We start from the raw sequence: 17,226 nt of genomic DNA, 5'->3' as shown, positions 1-17,226 counted from the left end.
ATGACAGGCTCCTGACAAGACGTTGTCAGGAGGCGGCTCGCACCATCGAGGCTCCTTCCAACACAACGAAAGAGAGTTCCTCATGCAGAACGCAATCACCTGGTTCGAGATTCCGGTCAGCGACCTGGACCGTGCCCAGGCCTTCTATGAAACCGTGCTGGCACGCAAGCTGCGCCGCGAAAGTCTCGGCGGCGAGGCGCTGGCTATTTTTCCGTATGACGCCCCGGGCGTCGGCGGCGCCTTGCAGGCCGGCGCAAGTGCCGCCGGCCGCGTCGGCAGCAGCATCCGCGTCTACCTCGATTGCATGCCCAGCATCGACGCCGTGCTGTCGCGCGTCGAGGCGGCCGGCGGGCAGGTCGTGGCGCCCAAGTCGGCGCTGCCGCCGGGCATGGGTTTCATCGCCCATCTGCGCGACACCGAAGGCAACGAAGTCGGCCTGCACGCCCTCGCCTGAACGCCATGGCACAGCGCAACTGGATCGCCGTCGCGAGCGCCGAGCATGCCCGGCGTGGGCGCGACCACAAGCCGCTCGGCTTCATGCAGGTCGGCCACGGCAAGCTGGGCCCGCTCAAGCGGGTCGCCGCGAGTGACCGCGTGGCCTACTATTCGCCGGCCACGGTGTTCGGCGGCACGGACAAGCTGCAGAGCTTCGTTGCGATCGGCACCGTGCTGCCCGGCGAACCCTACGAATTCGACATGGGCGGCGGCTTCGTCCTGTGGCGCCGCGATGTGAGCTACGCGGCATCGCACGAAGCACCCATCGCGCCGCTGATCGAACGCCTCGCCTTCATCGAGACGCCGAAGCAGTGGGGCTACAAGTTCCGCTTCGGCATGTTCGACGTGACCGACGCCGACATGGCCTTGATCGCCCGGACCATGAAGACAGACCTGAAAACGCTCGCCCTTTGAGCAGCAACACCCGAACATCGCAGACGCAGGAGAAGAACCCCATGGAACCCGCCCGCCAACACCACGACGCCTTCCGGGTCGCCGGCCTCACGGTCCGCACGACCAACCGCGAAGAAAACGATCCCGCCACGGCCCGCATCGGCGCACTGTGGGGCCGCTTCTTCGGCGAGCAGACCTACGTATCGACACCCCATCGCACGGGCGACGCGCGCATCTTCGGCATCTACTCCGCCTACGAATCCGATGCCCACGGCCCGTTCGACATCACCGTCGGCGTGGCCGTCTCGGACGGCGCGGACAGCGTGGCCGTCGAGGCCGGCGACTACCTCGTCTTCACCGGCCAGGGCGAGATGCCGCAGATGGTGATCGCCACCTGGCAACGCATCTGGCAGTATTTCGAGGCGCACCCGGAAATCGCACGCCGCTACCAGAGCGATTTCGAAGCCTACGAGGGGCCGGACAAGGTGGCGATCCACATCGGAGTTGCATGAGCATGAAGAAGAGCTGGCGCGAAAGGCTCGCCAGCTACCCGCACCTGCCGAACGTCAAGGAGATCCCCGCGCCGATGCGAAAGCGCCACGGCGAGGGCACCATCGCCACGCCCTCCCCGCGCGAGGTCGAGGAGGCGATGCGCGACATTCCCGAAGGCCGGCTCGCGACCGTGATGGGCATCGGCGAGGACATCGCGGTGCGCCATCGCGCCACCATCGGCTGCACCGTGACCACGGCGATCTTTGCGCACATGGTCGCGCACGCCACCGAAGAGTCGCTGAAGGTGGAAGACCGGACGCCCTACTGGCGCACCCTCAAGATCGGCGGCGAACTCAACCCCAAGTACCCCGGCGGCATCGAGGCGCAGATGGTCAGGCTCGAAGCCGAAGGCCACACCGTCGTCCAGCGCGGCAAGCGCTACTTCGTCGAGGACTTCGCCAAGAAGCTCTCCGGAACGCGCTGATGCGCCGCGCCGACCGCCTCTTCCAGCTCGTGCAGCTCATCCGCGGGCGCCGGCTCACCACGGCCGCGTTTCTCGCGCAGCGTCTGGAGGTGTCCGAGCGCACGGTGTACCGCGACGTGGCCGACCTGCAGCACCAGGGCGTGCCGATCGAAGGCGAAGCCGGCGTCGGCTACCGGCTGGGCGTGGGCTTCGAGCTGCCGCCGCTGATGTTCACGCAGGACGAAGCCTCGGCGCTCGTGGCCGCGGCGCGGCTCGCGCAGAGTTGGGTCGATCCGGCGCTGGCGCGCGACATCGAGGCGGGGCTGGGCAAGATCCTCTCGGTGCTGCCGCCGGCCGCGCGCGTCTCGGCGGAAGCGCTGGCGCTCTATGCGCCCGCGCTGGGGCTGGACGACGTCATGGGCGCGCGGCTGCAGGCCTTGCGCGAGGCCGTGCAGGCGCGCCAGAAACTGCGCCTGAACTACCGCGACGTGTCGGGCGATGCCAGCGAGCGCACGGTGCGGCCGCTCGGCTGCTTCTACTGGGGAAAGGTCTGGACGCTCTCGACCTGGTGCGAACTGCGCAACGACTTCCGCGGGTTTCGCGTCGATCGCATGGATGCGGTCGAGGTTCTGCCCGATCGATTTCGCGACGAACCGGGCAAGACGCTGGCCGACCTGCTGCGCCAGGTGAAGGCCCGCCAGGTGGAAACGACGCCGCCGGAACCGCAGACATGGCCGTCGAAGGCGCAAGGTCCTTCGGCCATTTGACCCCGCCGCGTTCACGTCAGTACTGATCGCTGTGGCTGTAGCCTTCCAGGTTCTCGAACTTGGTGATCGGCTTCAGGAAGGCCAGCTTGACGGTGCCCGTGGGGCCGTTTCGGTGCTTGCTGATGATCACCTCCGCCACGCCCGGCTCCTTGCTGTTCTTGTCGTAGTAGTCGTCGCGGTAGATGAACATGATGATGTCCGCGTCCTGCTCGATGGCGCCGGATTCGCGCAAGTCGCTCATCATCGGGCGCTTGTCGGTGCGGCTTTCCACGCCGCGGCTGAGCTGCGAGAGCGCGATCACCGGGCACTTGAGTTCCTTGGCGAGCATCTTCAGCCCCCGCGAGATTTCACCCACGGCCGTTGCGCGGTTCTCGTCGCCGCTCGAGCTGGTCGACATGAGCTGCAGGTAGTCGACCACGATCAGGCCCAGGCGCCCGTACTGGCGCGCGAGTCGGCGTGCATTGGCGCGCAGTTCGCTGGTCGAGAGGCCCGGCGTCTCGTCGATGTGCAGCGACACGGTGCGCAGCTTCTCGATGGCTTCGGTCAGGCGCGGCCACTCTTCGTCGCTGAGCTTGCCGGTGCGCAGGTGCCCCTGGTCGATGCGGCCGATCGAGCCGACGATACGCACCGCCAACTGGGACGCGCCCATTTCCATCGAGAACACGGCAACGGGCAGGCCTTCGTTGAGCGCCACGTGCTCGGCGATGTTGATCGCCAGCGAGGTCTTGCCCATCGAGGGGCGCGCGGCCAGCACGATCATGTCGCCCGGCTGCAGGCCCGAGGTCATCTTGTCGAAATCGTGAAAACCGGTGCGAACGCCCGTGATGTCGTTCGGGTTCTCGGCCATCTCGGTCACGCGGTCGAGCAGCTCGACCACCAGGGCATCCATGCTCTGGAAGCCCTGCTTCATCCGCGAGCCTTCCTCGCCGATGTTGAAGATCTTCTGCTCGGCTTCGTCCAGGATCTTGTCGACCGGCTTGCCCTGCGGGTTGAAGGCGTTGGTCGCGATCTCGTCGCTGGCCGAGACGAGCTTTCGCAGGATCGAGCGCTCGCGCACGATCTCCGCATAGCGCCGGATGTTGCTCGCGCTCGGCACGTACTGCGCGAGCGAGTTCAGGTAGACCAGTCCGCCGATATCGTCGGCCTTGCCCAGGCTCTGCAACCGCTCGAAGACGGTGATGACGTCGGCCGCCTTGCTGGCATTGATCAGTCCGCCGATGGCGGCGTAGATCAGCTTGTGCTCGTGACGGTAGAAGTCGTCGTCGACCAGCAGGTCGCCCATGCGGTCCCAGGCGCCGTTGTCGAGCAGCAGGCCACCAAGCACGCTCGATTCGGCCTCGATGGAGTGAGGCGGAATGCGCAGTTGGGCGATCTGGCGGTCGGCCGACGAATTACCGTCGGTGTAGGAGAAAACGGCGGACATGGACTTCCCTTGCAACCCTGCATGCTAAGCCGCGCACGGCGCTGCGCCTGTGGACAAGGTTGTTAATAAACAGTGATCTTCCGGTGCAACGCGCTGGAAAACTCAGGCGGGCGCCGCCGGGCCGCTCCAAGGCGAGCCGCACGGCCCCCTCAGGGGGTGGCGTTACGCGCAGCGAAAAGCCTGGGGGCAACGTTCGCAAAAAGAAAAGCCGCCCGAAGGCGGCTTTCGCGGCAGCGCACGAGGCGCCACGAACGATCAGGCGGTTTCGCCGTAGACCGTGACAGTGATCTCGACGACCACGTCGGTGTGCAGCGCAACAGCCACGGTGCTGTCGCCGACGACCTTGATCGGGCCGTTGGGCAGGCGCACTTGCGACTTGGCAACCTTGTAGCCTTGCTTGCCCAGCTCTTCAGCGATGTCGCCGTTGGTGACCGAGCCGAACAGGCGGCCGTCGACGCCGGCCTTTTGCGTCAGCTTGACGGTCGTGCCGCCGAGCTTTTCGCCTTGGGCTTGCATTTCAGCCAGCTTGGCGGCCGCAGCCTTTTCGAGTTCGACGCGCTTGGCTTCGAATTCGGCCTTGTTGGCAGCGGTGGCGCGGCGGGCGCGGCCCGACGGAATCAGGAAGTTGCGTGCGTAACCGTCCTTGACCTTGACGATTTCGCCGAGGGTGCCGAGGTTGACGACCTTGTCCAGAAGAATGACTTGCATGGTGTCGGCTCCTTAGACGCGGTGTTGGTCGCTGTACGGGACCATGGCCAGGAAGCGGGCGCGCTTGATGGCGGTGTTGAGCTGGCGCTGGTAGATCGCGCGCGTGCCGGTCAGGCGTGCGGGGATGATCTTGCCGTTTTCGCTGATGAAGTCACGCAGCGTGTCGATGTCCTTGTAGTCGATTTCCTCGACGCCAGCGACGGTGAAACGGCAGAAGCGCTTGCGCTTGAACAGCAGCGACTGGGTGTTGCGCTTCGGGCGCTTGTCTTTGTTGAATTTCTTGAACGTGGCCATTTGGGGACCTCTTGTCGAAAATTAATCTTGCTGAAAATCCTGGATGTGCAGGACCGGATGCTTGCCGTTGCCCGGTGTCGCGAGAAAACCCTGAAAACGCCAGAGACTTCCCATCGACTGTCTTGCGAGCCGTTCGGCGATGGCGCCGAAGGCAACGGCCTTGAGGGCCGTCTTCACCTGCCGGGGTTTGCCTGCTTCATCGAGTGTCGACTCGTGTTCGAGTCGAAGGTCGATGGCGGGCAGACCGGCGGGCGTGTATCGCAAGGCTCCGAGTTCGGCAACCGAGGCGGTCAGCAAGAGCTGATTGACACCGGTTGCCAGAGCGGCAGCAGTCACGCCATCAGTTGTTGTTGGCGGCGTATTCGGCCTGCTGGGCCTTGCGGGCTTCTTCGCGCTCGACCGTCTTCATCATCGACGAAGGACCGGTTTCGGCCTTCTTCTTCTGGACGGTGAGGTGACGCAGCACGGCATCGTTGAACTTGAACGCGTGTTCCAGTTCGCCCATCACGGTTTGCTCGGCTTCAATGTTGACGCACAGGTAGTGCGCCTTGTTGAGCTTGTTGATCTGGTAGGCCAGCTGGCGGCGGCCCCAGTCTTCAACGCGATGGACCTTGCCACCGCCGGCCGTGATCAGGCCCTTGTAGCGCTCCAGCATGGCCGGAACTTGCTCGCTCTGATCCGGGTGGATCAGCAAAATGATTTCGTAGTGACGCATGGCACTCCTTGTGGATTCTTCCGAGGAAGAGGAAAAGCCACCTGCAGCGTCGGGCGCAGTGTGGCAAGGCAAAGCCGGCGATTATAGCCCTGGAATTGACAATCCGGCAAGGCACCTCAGTCGTTGAGGGCCTTGTCCAGGGCGGCGGCCTTCTCGGGGCCGACCGCGGCGCGGATCTTGGGCGCCAGCGCCAGCAGGTCTTCGTAGCTCGTCGCACCCTCGACCTGCAGGTTGAGCCGGAACCCCATCAGACCCAGACTGCCCGTGAGCTGGATGGCGATGGGGTAGGCGTCCTTGTAGCGCTGCTGCTTGCTGCGGCCGGAAGAGCTGGAACCAGCCGCAGAAGCGGCCGGTTTCGGAGCCTCTGCCGGCGCGCCGCCCGCCATCGGTGTCGGTGCAGGTGACGTCGCACTGCCCGCTGCCGCCTCCAGCAGTCCCAGCGCGACCATGTGGTCGATGTCCTCGCGCACGATGCCCATGCCGTTGGCCAGCACCTCGTCGACCGAGCGCTTGCCATCGAAAAGAATGAACGCCGAGCGCTGGCGCGGTGTCATGGGGACCGAGCGGTCCTTCAGGGCCTGATGGCCGGCCGGCGTCTTCACAAGAATCATGGTGGTCTCTCCCTTCCGGGATACGCCCGTGAGTCTCAGAAGTCTGGCATCAATTACGCAATTTGTTTCAAAAACACCCACGCCTCGCGGGAATCCCCCCATGGGGATTTCCGCAGTCCGGTGCGACGGACGAAGCTCAGCGCTTGGCCAGTTGCTGCCAGGTGTCGATCACGCTGTCAGGATTGAGCGAGATCGACTCGATCCCCTCTTCCGCCAGCCAGAGCGCGAAGTCCGGATGGTCGCTGGGGCCCTGGCCGCAGATGCCCACGTACTTGCCTTCGGCCTTGCAGGCCTTGATGACGCGGCTCAGCAGCGCCTTGATGGCCGGATCGCGCTCGTCGAAGTCGGCTGCCAGCAGCTCGAGCCCCGAATCGCGGTCCAGGCCCAGCGTGAGCTGGGTCAGGTCGTTCGAGCCGATCGAGAAGCCGTCGAAGAACTTCAGGAACTCTTCCGGCAGGATCGCGTTGCTCGGCACCTCGCACATCATGATCAGCTTGAGATCGTTCTCGCCGCGCTTCAGACCATGCTCGCCCAGCAGCGTGGTCACGCGCTCGGCCTGGCCCAGGGTGCGCACGAAGGGCACCATGATCTGCACGTTGACCAGGCCCATGTCGTTGCGCACGCGCTTGAGCGCCTCGCATTCCATGGCGAAGGCTTCGCCGAAATCGGCGCTCAGGTAGCGCGCCGCGCCGCGGAAGCCCAGCATCGGGTTCTCTTCTTCCGGCTCGTAGCGGCTGCCGCCGATCAGCTTGCGGTACTCGTTCGACTTGAAGTCCGACAGGCGCACGATGACCTTCTTGGGCCAGAAAGCCGCCGCGATGGTCGCGATGCCCTCGGCCACCTTGTCGACGTAGAAGGCGCGCGGCGAAGCGTGGCCGCGAGCCACCGACTCCACGGCCTTCTTCAGGTCGTTGTCGACGTTCGGGTAGTCCAGGATCGCCTTCGGGTGCACGCCGATGTTGTTGTTGATGATGAACTCCAGGCGCGCCAGGCCCACGCCGTGGTTCGGCAGTTGCGCGAAGTCGAAGGCGAGCTGCGGGTTGCCGACGTTCATCATCAGCTGGATGTCGATTTCGGGCATCACGCCGCGCTGCACTTCGGTCACTTCGGTCTCGAGCAGGCCGTCGTAGATGAAGCCGGTGTCGCCTTCGGCGCAGCTCACGGTGACCAGCGTGCCGTCTTTCAGCAGGTCGGTCGCGTCGCCGCAGCCGACCACGGCCGGAATGCCGAGTTCGCGCGCGATGATGGCCGCATGGCAGGTGCGTCCGCCGCGGTTGGTGACGATGGCGGCGGCGCGCTTCATCACCGGTTCCCAGTTCGGGTCGGTCATGTCGGTGACGAGCACGTCGCCGGCCTGGACCTTGTCCATTTCGCTGATGTTGTGCACCAGGCGCACAGGGCCGGTGCCGATCTTCTGGCCGATGGCACGGCCTTCCGCGAGCACTGTGCCCTTGCCCAGCAGCTTGTAGCGCTGCTCGGCCTTGCCCTGCTGCTGGCTCTTCACCGTCTCGGGGCGCGCCTGCAGGATGTAGAGATGGCCGTCGGTACCATCCTTGCCCCACTCGATGTCCATCGGACGGCCGTAGTGTTCTTCAATGACGAGGGCGTACTTGGCCAGTTGCTCGACGTCGGCGTCGCTCAGCGAATAGCGGTTGCGCTGCTCGGCCTTGACGTCGGTGGTCTTCACCAGTTTGCCGCTCGCCTTTTTCTCTTCGGGCGTCGCGAACTCCATCTGGATCAGCTTGGAGCCGAGGTTGCGGCGGATCACGGCCTTCTTGCCGGCGCGCAGCGTCGGCTTGTGCACGTAGAACTCGTCGGGGTTCACGGCGCCCTGCACCACGGTTTCGCCGAGGCCGTAGCTCGAGGTGATGAACACCACGTCTTCGAAGCCCGATTCGGTGTCGATGGTGAACATCACGCCGGCGGCGCCGAGGTCGGAGCGCACCATGCGCTGCACGCCGGCCGAGAGCGCGACCACGTCGTGCTCGAAGCCCTTGTGCACACGGTAGCTGATGGCGCGGTCGTTGTAGAGGGAGGCGAACACCTCCTTCATCTTGTGCAGCACGTCCTCGATGCCGACCACGTTCAGGAAGGTTTCCTGCTGACCGGCGAACGAAGCGTCGGGCAAGTCTTCGGCGGTGGCCGAGGAACGCACGGCGAACGAGGCGGACGGGTTGCCGGCGCTCAGCGTGGCAAAGGCCTCGCCGATGGCTTTCTGCAGGTCGGCCGGGAAGGGCTGGGCCTCGACCATGGCGCGGATCTCGGCGCCGGCGACGGCCAGGGCGCGCACGTCCTCGGTGTCCAGTGCGGCCAGGCGCTTGCTGATCTTGTCGGCCAGGCCGTCGTGGGCCAGGAACTGGCGGAATGCATGGGCCGTGGTCGCGAAACCGGTCGGCACCCGCACGCCCTGCGGCAGCTGCGAGATCATTTCGCCGAGGCTGGCGTTCTTGCCGCCAACCGCCTCGACGTCGGTCATTCTCAGGTTTTCAAACGGTACGACCAGGGCGGTCGCGTCGAAAAGTGCAGACATGGGGAAGCTCCAGAAGTTGAAACCGGTGCTGCATGCAGGCGGCACGGCACGATCGTTGTCGTTGCTTTGGGTGCGGAAGCGGCGTGCATGAGAAGAATGGGGGTTGGGAAAGCGGATTCCCGATAATGGACCGGATTGTAGGCGTGGCAAGGTCGCCCGCGCCGCAGGACAAGGCCGCAAGAGCAACACCATGCAGACACGCACTGTTTTCTTCATTTCCGACGGCACCGGCATCACCGCCGAGACTTTCGGCAACGCCGTGCTGGCCCAGTTCGAGATGAAGCCGCGCCACGTGCGGCTGCCATTCACCGACACGGTCGACAAGGCGCACCAGGCGGTGCGGCAGATCAACCACACGGCCGAACTCGAAGGCGTGCGGCCCATCGTCTTCACCACGCTGGCCAACATGGACGTGCTGGAAGTGATCGAAACCGGCTGCAAGGGCATGCTGCTGGACATGTTCGGCACCTTCGTGCGGCCGCTGGAAATCGAGCTGGCGGTCAAATCGAACCACCGCATCGGCCGCTTCAGCGACGTGAGCAAGAGCAAGGAATACAACGCCCGCATCGCGGCCATCGATTTCAGCCTCGCGCACGACGACGGCCAGAGCAACCGCGACCTGCAGGGCGCCGACGTGATCCTGGTCGGCGTGAGCCGCAGCGGCAAGACGCCCACCTCGCTCTACCTGGCGATGCAGCACGGCCTGAAAGCGGCCAACTACCCGCTGATCCCCGAAGACTTCGACCGCCGCCAGCTGCCGCCGGCGCTGATGCCGCACCGCAAGAAGATCTTCGGCCTGACGATCCAGCCCGAGCGCCTGAGCGAGATCCGCAACGAGCGGCGGCCCGATTCGCGCTACGCGAGCCTCGAGAACTGCCGCCACGAGGTGAGCGAGGCCGAGGCGATGATGCGGCGCGCCGGCATCCGCTGGCTATCGACCACGACCAAGTCGATCGAGGAAATCGCGACGACGATCCTGCAGGAGCTTCGGCCGGAGCGGCTGACCTACTGATTTGCTCCATTTTTGATAGCAGATGCTCACGGATATCCGCCAGCCCGCGCCCTTCCTGCACCCGTTCCCCGACCCGGGCGACGTCTTCAGCGATCCCGTCGACCGGTACGCGCGGCATCTGCATCCGCTGTGCGCCATCGACCTGAGCGCTATCGACCCCGCGTGGGAAGGCCGCATCCACATGCTGAGCCCGATCGAGCCCTATGAAGGATTGATCGGTCAATCGACGGTGGTCCACCACGGCGAATTCCTGCGCCCCAACTGGCTGGCCTTCGGACTGAAGGACGACCGCTACACGCTGCTCGGGGATTGGAGGTACTTCGAGGTCAACGATCCGGACCTGTCGCCGTCGTTTCGCAGCGAGCTCGATATCCGCCACGAGGATTCGCACCAGGCCTTTGCCGCGATGCGAGCGCACTACGCAAGCTGCCATCGACTGGACATCATGCGAACCGGCTTCAGGAATGTGCGCGACCCGGACACCCTCGCGCTGCTGCACAAGCGTCAGGAAATTCGCGGCTTCGACGGCGACGGCGACCCGCTGCCCCTGCTGGCGCAATTGGGGGGAGAAGCCTTCGAAGGCAATTGGTCCGAGAGCAGCGAATGGCCCATCGACCGGAATCCTGCGGGCGACCCCGCCCCTCTCACGGCGGACGGCCGCCGCTTCCGCTTCATCGCGCACGTGCCGGGCTACAACTACTGTCTGCATGGCGCGGACAGCATCCTGCTGTTCTACGACCCGCAGGATTCGATCGCGCTCTTCACTTTCGATTGGACCTGAGCGCGCCCCGGTGCCGGAGCCTCAGCCGAACAGGTACTGCACCGTGCCGTCCGCGCTGGTGACCGGCTGGCAGGGCATGCGCCAGACCGATTCGATCAGCGCGGGCTGAAGCACCTCGGCCGTCGGCCCCTGCCGCAGACCGTCTGCAGCGCCCAGCACCACCACCTCGTCGGCATAACGCCGTGCCAGGTTCAGGTCGTGCAGCACGGCCACCACGCCCACCCCGCGCGCCGCCCAGGCGCGCAAGAGGCGCATCGCCGAATGCTGGTGGGCCAGGTCCAACGCCGCGGTGGGCTCGTCGAGCAGCAACCAGCGCGTGCCGCCATCGGGCCGCGGATGCCAGAGCTGTGCCAGCGCCCGTGCCAGGTGAACCCGGGCCTTCTCGCCGCCCGACAGCGTGTTGAGGATGCGCGGCGCCAGCGCCGTGACGTCGGTCAGCGCCATCGCCTCGGCAATGATCCCGTCCTCGTCGCGATCAGGCGCCCGGCGATGCGGGTAGCGCCCCAGCGCGACGATGTCGTGCGCGGTGAAGTCGAAGGCGACCGCGCTTTCCTGCGGCATCAACGCGCGACGCAGCGCCAGCGTCGGCATGCCGTGGTCCGCGAGCGGCCGGCCGTCGAGCTTCGTCCTGCCCCGCGTCGGTTCGCGCTGGCCGGACAGCACCGACAGCAGCGTCGACTTGCCCGCACCGTTCGGTCCGAGGATCGCGGTCACGCGGCCCGGTGCCAGTTCGACGGAGGCATTCGCCAGCAAGGTCTTCGCACCGATGCGCACCTCGACGCCCGCGCACGACAGCGCGCCCATCCCTGCCGTCATACCCTCCGCCGTCATATGCGCCCCCGGAAATGCCGCAGCATCAACAGGAACATCGGCACCCCGATGAAGGCGGTGAGCACGCCCAGCGGCAGCTCCGCAGGTGCCATCACCGTGCGCGCCACCGTGTCGGCCGCGAGCACCAGCGCAGCCCCCAGCAGCGCCGAGGCCGGCAGCACGATGCGGTGATCGGGTCCCGCCACCATGCGCACCCAGTGCGGTGCGATCAGCCCGATGAAACCGATGATCCCGGTCGTGGCCGTCACCGCCCCCACGGCCACCGCGGTGATGACGATGGCGCGCCGCTTGGTGCGCTCGACGTCCACGCCCAGCAGCGCCGCCTGCGCCTCGCCGAGCGCGATGGCATTCAACGGCGATGCGAGCGAGGCCGCAGCCCAGCACGAGAGAAACACCGCGACGCACACCAGGATGACCGCGCTCCACCGCGCCCCGCCCAAGCTCCCCAGCAGCCAGAACTGCAGGCTGCGCAGCTGCTCGTCGGTTGCCATCACGCTCAGCAGGCCGAGCCCTGCGCCTGCAAGCGCATTGATCGCGATACCCGCGAGCAGCATCAGCGCCATGCGCGTGCCACCCTCGCTGCGCGAGAGCCCGTAGATCAGGAGCGTCACGAGAAAGCCGCCGCCGAAAGCCATGACCACCAGCGTCCAGCTGCCCAGCGTGCGCGGCAGCACCGGCCAGAACCACGCGCCCAGCACGATGGTGATGCCGGCCGCCAGCGCCGCACCGCTGCTGATGCCGATGAGCCCCGGGTCCGCCAGCGGATTGCGAAAGAGCCCCTGCATCAGCGTGCCCGCCATGCCGAGCCCCGCGCCCGCCGCCACGCCGAGGACGAGGCGCGGCAGCCGGATGTTGAGAAACACGAGGTGCTCGGGCGACTGGTTGCTGCCGCCCTGCCCCAATGAAGTCAGCACGTTCCAGAGCTGCGAAAGACTGATGGCGTAGGCGCCCGACACGGCCCCCACCGCAAAGGCCGCGACAAGCAGCACCGCGCTGCCGCCCAGCACGGCACGCGCCCCCAAGCGTTGGCTCATGCCAGTGCGGCCTGGAACTTGTCGTGCAGCTCGCCGATGGCAGCCGGCAGGCGCGGGCCGAAGCCCAGAAGCAGCAAGGCATCCTGCGTGATGAGAGCGCGCTTCTTGTAGGCCGGTGTGAGCGCGAGTTCAGGCCGTTCCCAGAACCTGTCGATGCCGCCGTGCGCCTCGATGCTCTGCGTGCTCGTGAGGATGATGTCGGGCGCGGCGCTCGCCATCGCCTCGGCCGTCATCGGCCGGTAGCCGTGGAAGCCGCCCAACGCGTTGACGCCACCCGCATAGCCGATCACCGAATGCGCCGCCGTCTTCTCGCCCGAAACCTGCGGGCTCGCGCTGTGCGAGAGCACGAACAGCACCTTGGGCTTGCGGCCCTTCGCCGCGCCGACGCGCTGCTGCACCTGGGCCCATTCCGCATCGAGCCGGCCCTGCAGTTCGCGCGCCTGCGCTTCCTTGGCGGCGGCGCGGCCAACGGCCTGCACCTTGCGCTGTACTTCGCCCCAGGTGTGGTCGGCTTCGATGATCTCGACCTTCACGCCGGCCGTGCGGATCTGGTCGAGCACCACGGTCGGACCCGATTCGTTGGTGGCGATGATCGCGTCGGGCTTCAGCGAAAGCAGCCCCTCGGCGGAGAGTTGGCGCATGTAGCCCACCTTGGGCGTGCCGCGCGCGGCGGCGGGATAGAGGCTGGTGGTGTCGGTGCCCACCAGCTGGCCTTCGGCGCCGAGGATGTAGACCACCTCGGTGATCGCGCCGCTGACCGTCACCAGCCGCGGCAGGCGCTTGTCCTGCGCGAACGCGGGCCATGCGGCCGCGCCGAGTGCCGACGCGGAAAGAACGCGCAGCACATCGCGGCGGCGTGCCGATGGAAGAAGAAGGGAGTCGTGGTGATCGGTCATGAGGTCACAGCCGGCAAAAGATGAAGGCGCGGATCAGCCGCGCCGGGGAATGTTGTGCGCGATGCGCCAGAGCACGCCGCTCGGGTCGGCCAGGGTGAAATCGACCATGCCCCACGGGCGCTCGCCGGGCGGCGTGGTGCTGATGCCGTAGCGCTCGGCCAGCCGCTGTGCCTGTACGTGGGCCCACCACGCATGCGCGTCGTCGACCAGCAGGTGCATCATGAAATTCTCGGCATGGCTCTGCACGTAGAACTGCTGCAGCAGGAAGCTGCTGTTGCCGTGCAGGAAGTAGGCGATGCCGTCTTCGTTCGACGCCATCGTGAAACCCAGGTCCCGGTAGAAGTCGCAGGAGAGCGCGAAGTCCTTCGCCGGAACGAAGGCCTTGATCTCGACGACGTTCAGTGCGGTGCTCATTGCACCTGCGCTCCGGACGTGGCCAGGCGCGAGAGCTTGCGCACGATGTGGCGCCATTCCTCGCGCTCGGGAACGCCCGGCTTGCGCGCGCCGAAGAACATCGCCATCAGTTCGCCCTCGCCGTCGAAGGCTTCGACCGAAGTCACGATGCCGTCGCTGGTCGGCTTCTCGACGATCCAGACGCTCGCGATGCGGTCTTCGCGCAGGTGCAGGTTGAAGCCGGGGTCGAGCACGTTGAGCCAGCGCATGCCGTGCATCTCCATCGGCTCGATGCGGACGACGGGGCCCGAGTGGATCTGGATGCAGCCGGGGCTGCCGACGAACACCATGATGGGCGTGCCGTCGAATGAAGCTTCGTGCAGCAGCTCGCGCACCGCGGATGTTTCCGCGCGCTGCGTGAACTCGCCCTCGGTGAGGCGAAAGCTCTGCTGCCGCTCCACGCCGAACTTGTTCAGAAGGCCGAAGAACTCGTGCGTATCCTGCATGCCGCGCCAGGCCTCCGAGAGCCCGCCTGCATCGATGGCGCTGTCGTCGCGCGGTGCGGCCTTGGGGTCGGCCGGCACGAACTGCACGGGTGCGTCAGGTGCGGTGTAGGTGTCGATGACCGACTGGAAGGCTTCGCGATCGGTGGCGTCGCGCACGAAGATCTTGTGGACCGCCACGCCGTTCGAGTTGAAGAACTGCAGGCTCAGCGAAGGTGGCACGCCGGCATTGGCGGCCGCCTCGCTGACCGCGAACCCGGCATGCCAGCGGCTGAAGAAGAGACGCAGGTCGATGGCCTCGCCCAGCGCGAGCCCCATCGCGTCGCTGCCGGAAACCTTTTCGTAGACGCCGGTCTTCTCGTGCACCGTGGTCTCGTTGCGTGTGAGCGCGAGCACCGGGCCGCACAGTTCCAGCGCCTGCAGCAGCTCGACCCACGGGCCCTTCAGCGGCGTGGCGCGCAGGGCCTTGTCGTGCATGCCGGTGTGCGCGGCGATGGCGGCGCCTTCACTCAGCGCCATGGCCGCCGCGGCGTCCTTGTGGCGCATGCCCTTGGCGCGCAGTTCTGAGAAGCGGGCGAGGATTTCTTCGGCGTTCATCGGGTTTCCTTTGTTGTTTGCGGTGGCAGTGGCCGTGGCGGCGGCGCGGATCAGAAGTCCGCCACGAGCGAGACGTTGAAGGCGCGCCCCGGCTGGGTATAGGCATCGCGCAGGTTCGAGGTCGTCGTCAGCCCGCGCACGTCGCTCCACATCCAGTAGCGCTTGTTGGTGAGGTTGGTCACCGATGCGTTCAAGCGCAGGTCCTTCCTGATGCGCCATTGCGCGCTGACGTCCAGCGTCGTGGCCTGCGGCGTGCGGAACTGCAGGCCGGTGGTCACCTCGCTGCGATCGACATCGTTCCACTTCTTGGCGCCATGGTGAACCGCGTCGAGCCGGACGCTCCAGACGGGCGCCTGGTACTTGAGGCCTGCGCTGAACTTCTGCGGATCGATGGAGTTGAGCGGCCGGTTGTTGGTGCGGTCGCGCCCGCGCGTCTGGCCGTAGGCGAAGGGCACGGAGAAACCGGTGCCGTTCTCGGTGAAGTCGAGCTCGCCCTTGAACTCGAAGCCGCTGATGCGCGCGCGCCCGATGTTGACCGACTGGAACGTCGCCGGATTGACGCGCGAACCGAACACGCCGCCGACCTGGCGGTCGTTCTCGATGAGGTTCTTGTAGTCGCCGGTGAACGCGGCCACGTCGTAGCTCAGGATGCCGGTGCGGCCGCGCATGCCCAGCTCGATGTTCTGGCTCTTCTCGGGTTTGAGATTCGGGTTGGGAATCGTCTTGTAGCCCGAGATCACGTTCTCGAAGAAGTTGTTGACCTGGAACGCGTTGGGCGCCTTGAAGCCCGACGCGTAGTTGCCGTAGACGCTGAACTGCGGCGTGGCGCGGAAGAGCACGCCCAGCTTGGGCGACACCGCCGAGCCCGACAGCGACACCGCCTGCGCATTGAAGCCCGCCTGCTTCGCATCGAGCGAAAAGCGGTCGAAGCGGATGCCGGGCGTGATGCTCCAACGGTCGTGGATGAATTCGTCCTGCACGTAGAAGGCCGACGAGGTCTCGCGGGTGTCGGGGAAGCGCTTGAGCGGATAGCTCTCGCCCGCCGGCGGCACGAGGCCGGTCTGCAGGTTCTCGACGTTGGTGCGGGTGTAGTCGAGGCCGTAGGTGACCTTCTGCGCCCAGTCACCCATGCGGATCGTCTTGTCGGCCTGCAGGCCGAACTGCCAGGTGTTCTCGTCGTAGGTGACGTCGCGCGTGCGGTCGGCAGCGGTGAAGCGGTCTTCGTAGATGTACTCGCGCGACTTGGCCTTCTGGTAGCTCACGACGGCGAGCAGGCTGTCGGCCACGACGGTGTCCAGGCGCAGGCGCCCTTCGTAGGTGAGGCGGTCGCGCTCGAGATCGGTCTTGGCGTTGAGGCCGACGACCGAGGTGGATGCGTACGGCGGCTTGGAGACGCCGGAGAGCAGGTCGTAGCGGCTGCTTTTTTCGACGTGCTCGAAGGTGAATGAATGGCGCTGGTCGGCGTTGGGCTTGAGGATGGCCTTGGCCAGCAGCGAGTTGCTCTTGTCGCGCTGCGGATTGGGCGTGGTGCGGTCGACATTGGGCACGTTGAGCCGGCCCATGTTCTCGAGCTCGCTCGCGCGGCCGAGGTTGGCGGAGATGAGCCACTCGAGCGCATCGTTCGCCTTGCCCGCGAGCGTGACGCCGCCGCGCACACCGTTGTCGTCGCCGCTGTAGCCGATGTTCGCGCTGCCGCCGAAGGTGCGGCCGTCGCGCAGGAACGACGAGGGTTCGCGGGTGATGAAGTTGACGAGGCCCGCGAGGCCGTCGGAGCCGTAGAGCGCCGAGGCCGGGCCCTTGATGATCTCGATGCGCTCGACGAGGCCGATGTCGAAGTAGTCACGGCCGAATGCGTTGGCGCTGAAGACGTAGCTGCGCGGCGTGCGGATGCCATCGGTCAGCAGCAGCACGCGGTTGCCGTCGAGGCCGCGGACGTTGAAGCCGGCATTGCCGTCGCGGCCGGTGTTGCCCTGCGCGAGCCCGAAGCGCGCGGGCGAACGCTTGACCGAGACGTTGGGTAGGTCGCGCACCGCGTCGCGGATGTCGTTGATCTGCTTGGATTCGATGTCGTTGCGGTTGATGACCTCGATGCTCAGCGGCAGGTCGTCCTTGGCCTGTTCCGAACGCGATCCGCTCACCACCACCTCACCGAGCGCTGCGACTTGCTGGGACCACGCCGACGTCGTGGCCATGCCGAAGCCGGAGGCGATCAACAGCGGCAGGAGCGCCAGGCGATGGGGAGAAGTTCGAGGGGAATGAGTGGCCACGAAAAAGGTCCAGGAAACAGT

The 17,226-nt window shown here is 66.2% G+C and carries 20 protein-coding genes; 7 read left to right on the top strand and 13 right to left on the bottom strand.

Annotation, left to right across the window (positions count from 1 at the left end; genetic code table 11):
* The first annotated feature begins 82 nt into the window (after nucleotides 1-82).
* From GNX71_RS10610 to GNX71_RS10590, 5 genes are read left to right on the top strand one after another with little or no spacing between them, the layout of a single operon-like run.
* Nucleotides 83-454, top strand: a complete 372-nt coding sequence (locus tag GNX71_RS10610; RefSeq protein ID WP_206178269.1) for a VOC family protein — start codon at nucleotides 83-85, stop codon at nucleotides 452-454.
* Nucleotides 455-459: 5 nt separating this feature from the next.
* Nucleotides 460-909: an EVE domain-containing protein gene (locus tag GNX71_RS10605; RefSeq protein ID WP_206178268.1), complete on the top strand. Its 450-nt coding sequence runs from the start codon at nucleotides 460-462 to the stop codon at nucleotides 907-909.
* A 41-nt stretch (nucleotides 910-950) separates the two neighbouring features.
* The gene (locus GNX71_RS10600; RefSeq protein WP_206178267.1) at nucleotides 951-1,400 is read left to right on the top strand and encodes a GyrI-like domain-containing protein; all 450 of its coding nucleotides are present in this window, start codon (nucleotides 951-953) and stop codon (nucleotides 1,398-1,400) included.
* Nucleotides 1,397-1,864: an MGMT family protein gene (locus tag GNX71_RS10595; protein WP_241027222.1), complete on the top strand. Its 468-nt coding sequence runs from the start codon at nucleotides 1,397-1,399 to the stop codon at nucleotides 1,862-1,864. Before GNX71_RS10600 ends, GNX71_RS10595 begins: the two co-directional genes overlap by 4 nt.
* Nucleotides 1,864-2,610 carry a YafY family protein gene (locus tag GNX71_RS10590; RefSeq protein WP_206178266.1) on the top strand — a complete coding sequence of 249 codons (747 nt, stop codon included), beginning with the start codon at nucleotides 1,864-1,866 and terminating at the stop codon, nucleotides 2,608-2,610. Before GNX71_RS10595 ends, GNX71_RS10590 begins: the two co-directional genes overlap by 1 nt.
* 16 nt (nucleotides 2,611-2,626) lie before the next feature.
* On the opposite strand, the gene dnaB is transcribed toward GNX71_RS10590, so the two are convergent.
* The 7 genes from dnaB to ppsA all read right to left on the bottom strand — a co-directional run bounded on the left by dnaB (nucleotide 2,627) and on the right by ppsA (nucleotide 8,891).
* Nucleotides 2,627-4,033 (bottom strand): replicative DNA helicase, encoded by a 1,407-nt coding sequence (gene dnaB, locus GNX71_RS10585; RefSeq protein WP_206178265.1) that lies wholly within the window; start codon nucleotides 4,031-4,033, stop codon nucleotides 2,627-2,629.
* 255 nt (nucleotides 4,034-4,288) lie between these two features.
* Nucleotides 4,289-4,741 (bottom strand): 50S ribosomal protein L9, encoded by a 453-nt coding sequence (gene rplI, locus GNX71_RS10580; RefSeq protein WP_013540525.1) that lies wholly within the window; start codon nucleotides 4,739-4,741, stop codon nucleotides 4,289-4,291.
* A 12-nt stretch (nucleotides 4,742-4,753) separates the two neighbouring features.
* The gene (rpsR, locus tag GNX71_RS10575) at nucleotides 4,754-5,035 is read right to left on the bottom strand and encodes a 30S ribosomal protein S18 (protein ID WP_007830781.1); all 282 of its coding nucleotides are present in this window, start codon (nucleotides 5,033-5,035) and stop codon (nucleotides 4,754-4,756) included.
* Between the two features lie 21 nt (nucleotides 5,036-5,056).
* The gene (gene priB, locus GNX71_RS10570) at nucleotides 5,057-5,371 is read right to left on the bottom strand and encodes a primosomal replication protein N (protein ID WP_013540524.1); all 315 of its coding nucleotides are present in this window, start codon (nucleotides 5,369-5,371) and stop codon (nucleotides 5,057-5,059) included.
* Between the two features lie 4 nt (nucleotides 5,372-5,375).
* Entirely contained in the window at nucleotides 5,376-5,750 is a 375-nt protein-coding gene (gene rpsF / locus GNX71_RS10565; protein ID WP_019655917.1) for a 30S ribosomal protein S6, read from the bottom strand.
* Between the two features lie 116 nt (nucleotides 5,751-5,866).
* On the bottom strand, nucleotides 5,867-6,361 hold the full coding sequence (locus GNX71_RS10560; RefSeq protein WP_206178264.1) for a hypothetical protein: 495 nt from the start codon (nucleotides 6,359-6,361) through the stop codon (nucleotides 5,867-5,869).
* Between the two features lie 136 nt (nucleotides 6,362-6,497).
* A complete protein-coding gene (ppsA, locus tag GNX71_RS10555; RefSeq protein WP_206178263.1) occupies nucleotides 6,498-8,891 on the bottom strand; it encodes a phosphoenolpyruvate synthase in 2,394 nt (797 codons plus the stop codon).
* Nucleotides 8,892-9,081: 190 nt separating this feature from the next.
* Here ppsA and GNX71_RS10550 point away from each other — a divergent pair, with 190 nt between their 5' ends.
* Together GNX71_RS10550 and GNX71_RS10545 are read left to right on the top strand one after the other, a co-directional pair.
* A complete protein-coding gene (locus tag GNX71_RS10550) occupies nucleotides 9,082-9,903 on the top strand; it encodes a pyruvate, water dikinase regulatory protein (protein ID WP_206178262.1) in 822 nt (273 codons plus the stop codon).
* 22 nt (nucleotides 9,904-9,925) lie between these two features.
* Complete coding sequence (locus tag GNX71_RS10545) at nucleotides 9,926-10,684, top strand: hypothetical protein (RefSeq protein ID WP_206178261.1); 759 nt, start codon at nucleotides 9,926-9,928, stop codon at nucleotides 10,682-10,684.
* Between the two features lie 21 nt (nucleotides 10,685-10,705).
* Here the strand turns inward: GNX71_RS10545 and GNX71_RS10540 are convergent, their stop codons facing one another.
* Genes GNX71_RS10540 through GNX71_RS10515 form a run of 6 tightly spaced genes read right to left on the bottom strand, consistent with a single transcriptional unit; the run spans nucleotide 10,706 to nucleotide 17,205 of the window.
* On the bottom strand, nucleotides 10,706-11,500 hold the full coding sequence (locus tag GNX71_RS10540) for a heme ABC transporter ATP-binding protein (protein WP_206178260.1): 795 nt from the start codon (nucleotides 11,498-11,500) through the stop codon (nucleotides 10,706-10,708).
* Nucleotides 11,501-11,511: 11 nt separating this feature from the next.
* Nucleotides 11,512-12,549, bottom strand: coding sequence for an iron ABC transporter permease (locus GNX71_RS10535; protein ID WP_206178259.1), 1,038 nt, complete (start codon nucleotides 12,547-12,549; stop codon nucleotides 11,512-11,514).
* Nucleotides 12,546-13,445 (bottom strand): ABC transporter substrate-binding protein, encoded by a 900-nt coding sequence (locus tag GNX71_RS10530; RefSeq protein ID WP_206178258.1) that lies wholly within the window; start codon nucleotides 13,443-13,445, stop codon nucleotides 12,546-12,548. Before GNX71_RS10530 ends, GNX71_RS10535 begins: the two co-directional genes overlap by 4 nt.
* 33 nt (nucleotides 13,446-13,478) lie before the next feature.
* On the bottom strand, nucleotides 13,479-13,859 hold the full coding sequence (locus tag GNX71_RS10525; protein ID WP_206178257.1) for a VOC family protein: 381 nt from the start codon (nucleotides 13,857-13,859) through the stop codon (nucleotides 13,479-13,481).
* On the bottom strand, nucleotides 13,856-14,938 hold the full coding sequence (locus tag GNX71_RS10520) for a ChuX/HutX family heme-like substrate-binding protein (protein WP_206178256.1): 1,083 nt from the start codon (nucleotides 14,936-14,938) through the stop codon (nucleotides 13,856-13,858). Before GNX71_RS10520 ends, GNX71_RS10525 begins: the two co-directional genes overlap by 4 nt.
* 50 nt (nucleotides 14,939-14,988) lie before the next feature.
* Entirely contained in the window at nucleotides 14,989-17,205 is a 2,217-nt protein-coding gene (locus GNX71_RS10515; RefSeq protein ID WP_206178255.1) for a TonB-dependent hemoglobin/transferrin/lactoferrin family receptor, read from the bottom strand.
* Nucleotides 17,206-17,226: the final 21 nt, after the last annotated feature.

This window comes from Variovorax sp. RKNM96 (assembly GCF_017161115.1).
Taxonomy (GTDB): Bacteria; Pseudomonadota; Gammaproteobacteria; order Burkholderiales; family Burkholderiaceae_C; genus Variovorax.
Note: the sequence above shows the minus strand (reverse complement) of the source record. Positions and strands in the feature narration are given on the sequence as shown.

Excerpts from the sequence above, each read along its gene's own strand:
- GNX71_RS10610 (WP_206178269.1), top strand. The coding sequence starts at position 83 with ATGCAGAACGCAATCACCTGGTTCGAGATTCCGGTCAGCGACCTGGAC.
- GNX71_RS10605 (WP_206178268.1), top strand. The coding sequence starts at position 460 with ATGGCACAGCGCAACTGGATCGCCGTCGCGAGCGCCGAGCATGCCCGG.
- GNX71_RS10600 (WP_206178267.1), top strand. The coding sequence starts at position 951 with ATGGAACCCGCCCGCCAACACCACGACGCCTTCCGGGTCGCCGGCCTC.
- GNX71_RS10595 (WP_241027222.1), top strand. The coding sequence starts at position 1,397 with ATGAGCATGAAGAAGAGCTGGCGCGAAAGGCTCGCCAGCTACCCGCAC.
- GNX71_RS10590 (WP_206178266.1), top strand. The coding sequence starts at position 1,864 with ATGCGCCGCGCCGACCGCCTCTTCCAGCTCGTGCAGCTCATCCGCGGG.
- dnaB (WP_206178265.1), bottom strand. The coding sequence starts at position 4,033 with ATGTCCGCCGTTTTCTCCTACACCGACGGTAATTCGTCGGCCGACCGC.
- rplI (WP_013540525.1), bottom strand. The coding sequence starts at position 4,741 with ATGCAAGTCATTCTTCTGGACAAGGTCGTCAACCTCGGCACCCTCGGC.
- rpsR (WP_007830781.1), bottom strand. The coding sequence starts at position 5,035 with ATGGCCACGTTCAAGAAATTCAACAAAGACAAGCGCCCGAAGCGCAAC.
- rpsF (WP_019655917.1), bottom strand. The coding sequence starts at position 5,750 with ATGCGTCACTACGAAATCATTTTGCTGATCCACCCGGATCAGAGCGAG.
- GNX71_RS10560 (WP_206178264.1), bottom strand. The coding sequence starts at position 6,361 with ATGATTCTTGTGAAGACGCCGGCCGGCCATCAGGCCCTGAAGGACCGC.
- ppsA (WP_206178263.1), bottom strand. The coding sequence starts at position 8,891 with ATGTCTGCACTTTTCGACGCGACCGCCCTGGTCGTACCGTTTGAAAAC.
- GNX71_RS10550 (WP_206178262.1), top strand. The coding sequence starts at position 9,082 with ATGCAGACACGCACTGTTTTCTTCATTTCCGACGGCACCGGCATCACC.
- GNX71_RS10545 (WP_206178261.1), top strand. The coding sequence starts at position 9,926 with ATGCTCACGGATATCCGCCAGCCCGCGCCCTTCCTGCACCCGTTCCCC.
- GNX71_RS10540 (WP_206178260.1), bottom strand. The coding sequence starts at position 11,500 with ATGACGGCAGGGATGGGCGCGCTGTCGTGCGCGGGCGTCGAGGTGCGC.
- GNX71_RS10535 (WP_206178259.1), bottom strand. The coding sequence starts at position 12,549 with ATGAGCCAACGCTTGGGGGCGCGTGCCGTGCTGGGCGGCAGCGCGGTG.
- GNX71_RS10530 (WP_206178258.1), bottom strand. The coding sequence starts at position 13,445 with ATGACCGATCACCACGACTCCCTTCTTCTTCCATCGGCACGCCGCCGC.
- GNX71_RS10525 (WP_206178257.1), bottom strand. The coding sequence starts at position 13,859 with ATGAGCACCGCACTGAACGTCGTCGAGATCAAGGCCTTCGTTCCGGCG.
- GNX71_RS10520 (WP_206178256.1), bottom strand. The coding sequence starts at position 14,938 with ATGAACGCCGAAGAAATCCTCGCCCGCTTCTCAGAACTGCGCGCCAAG.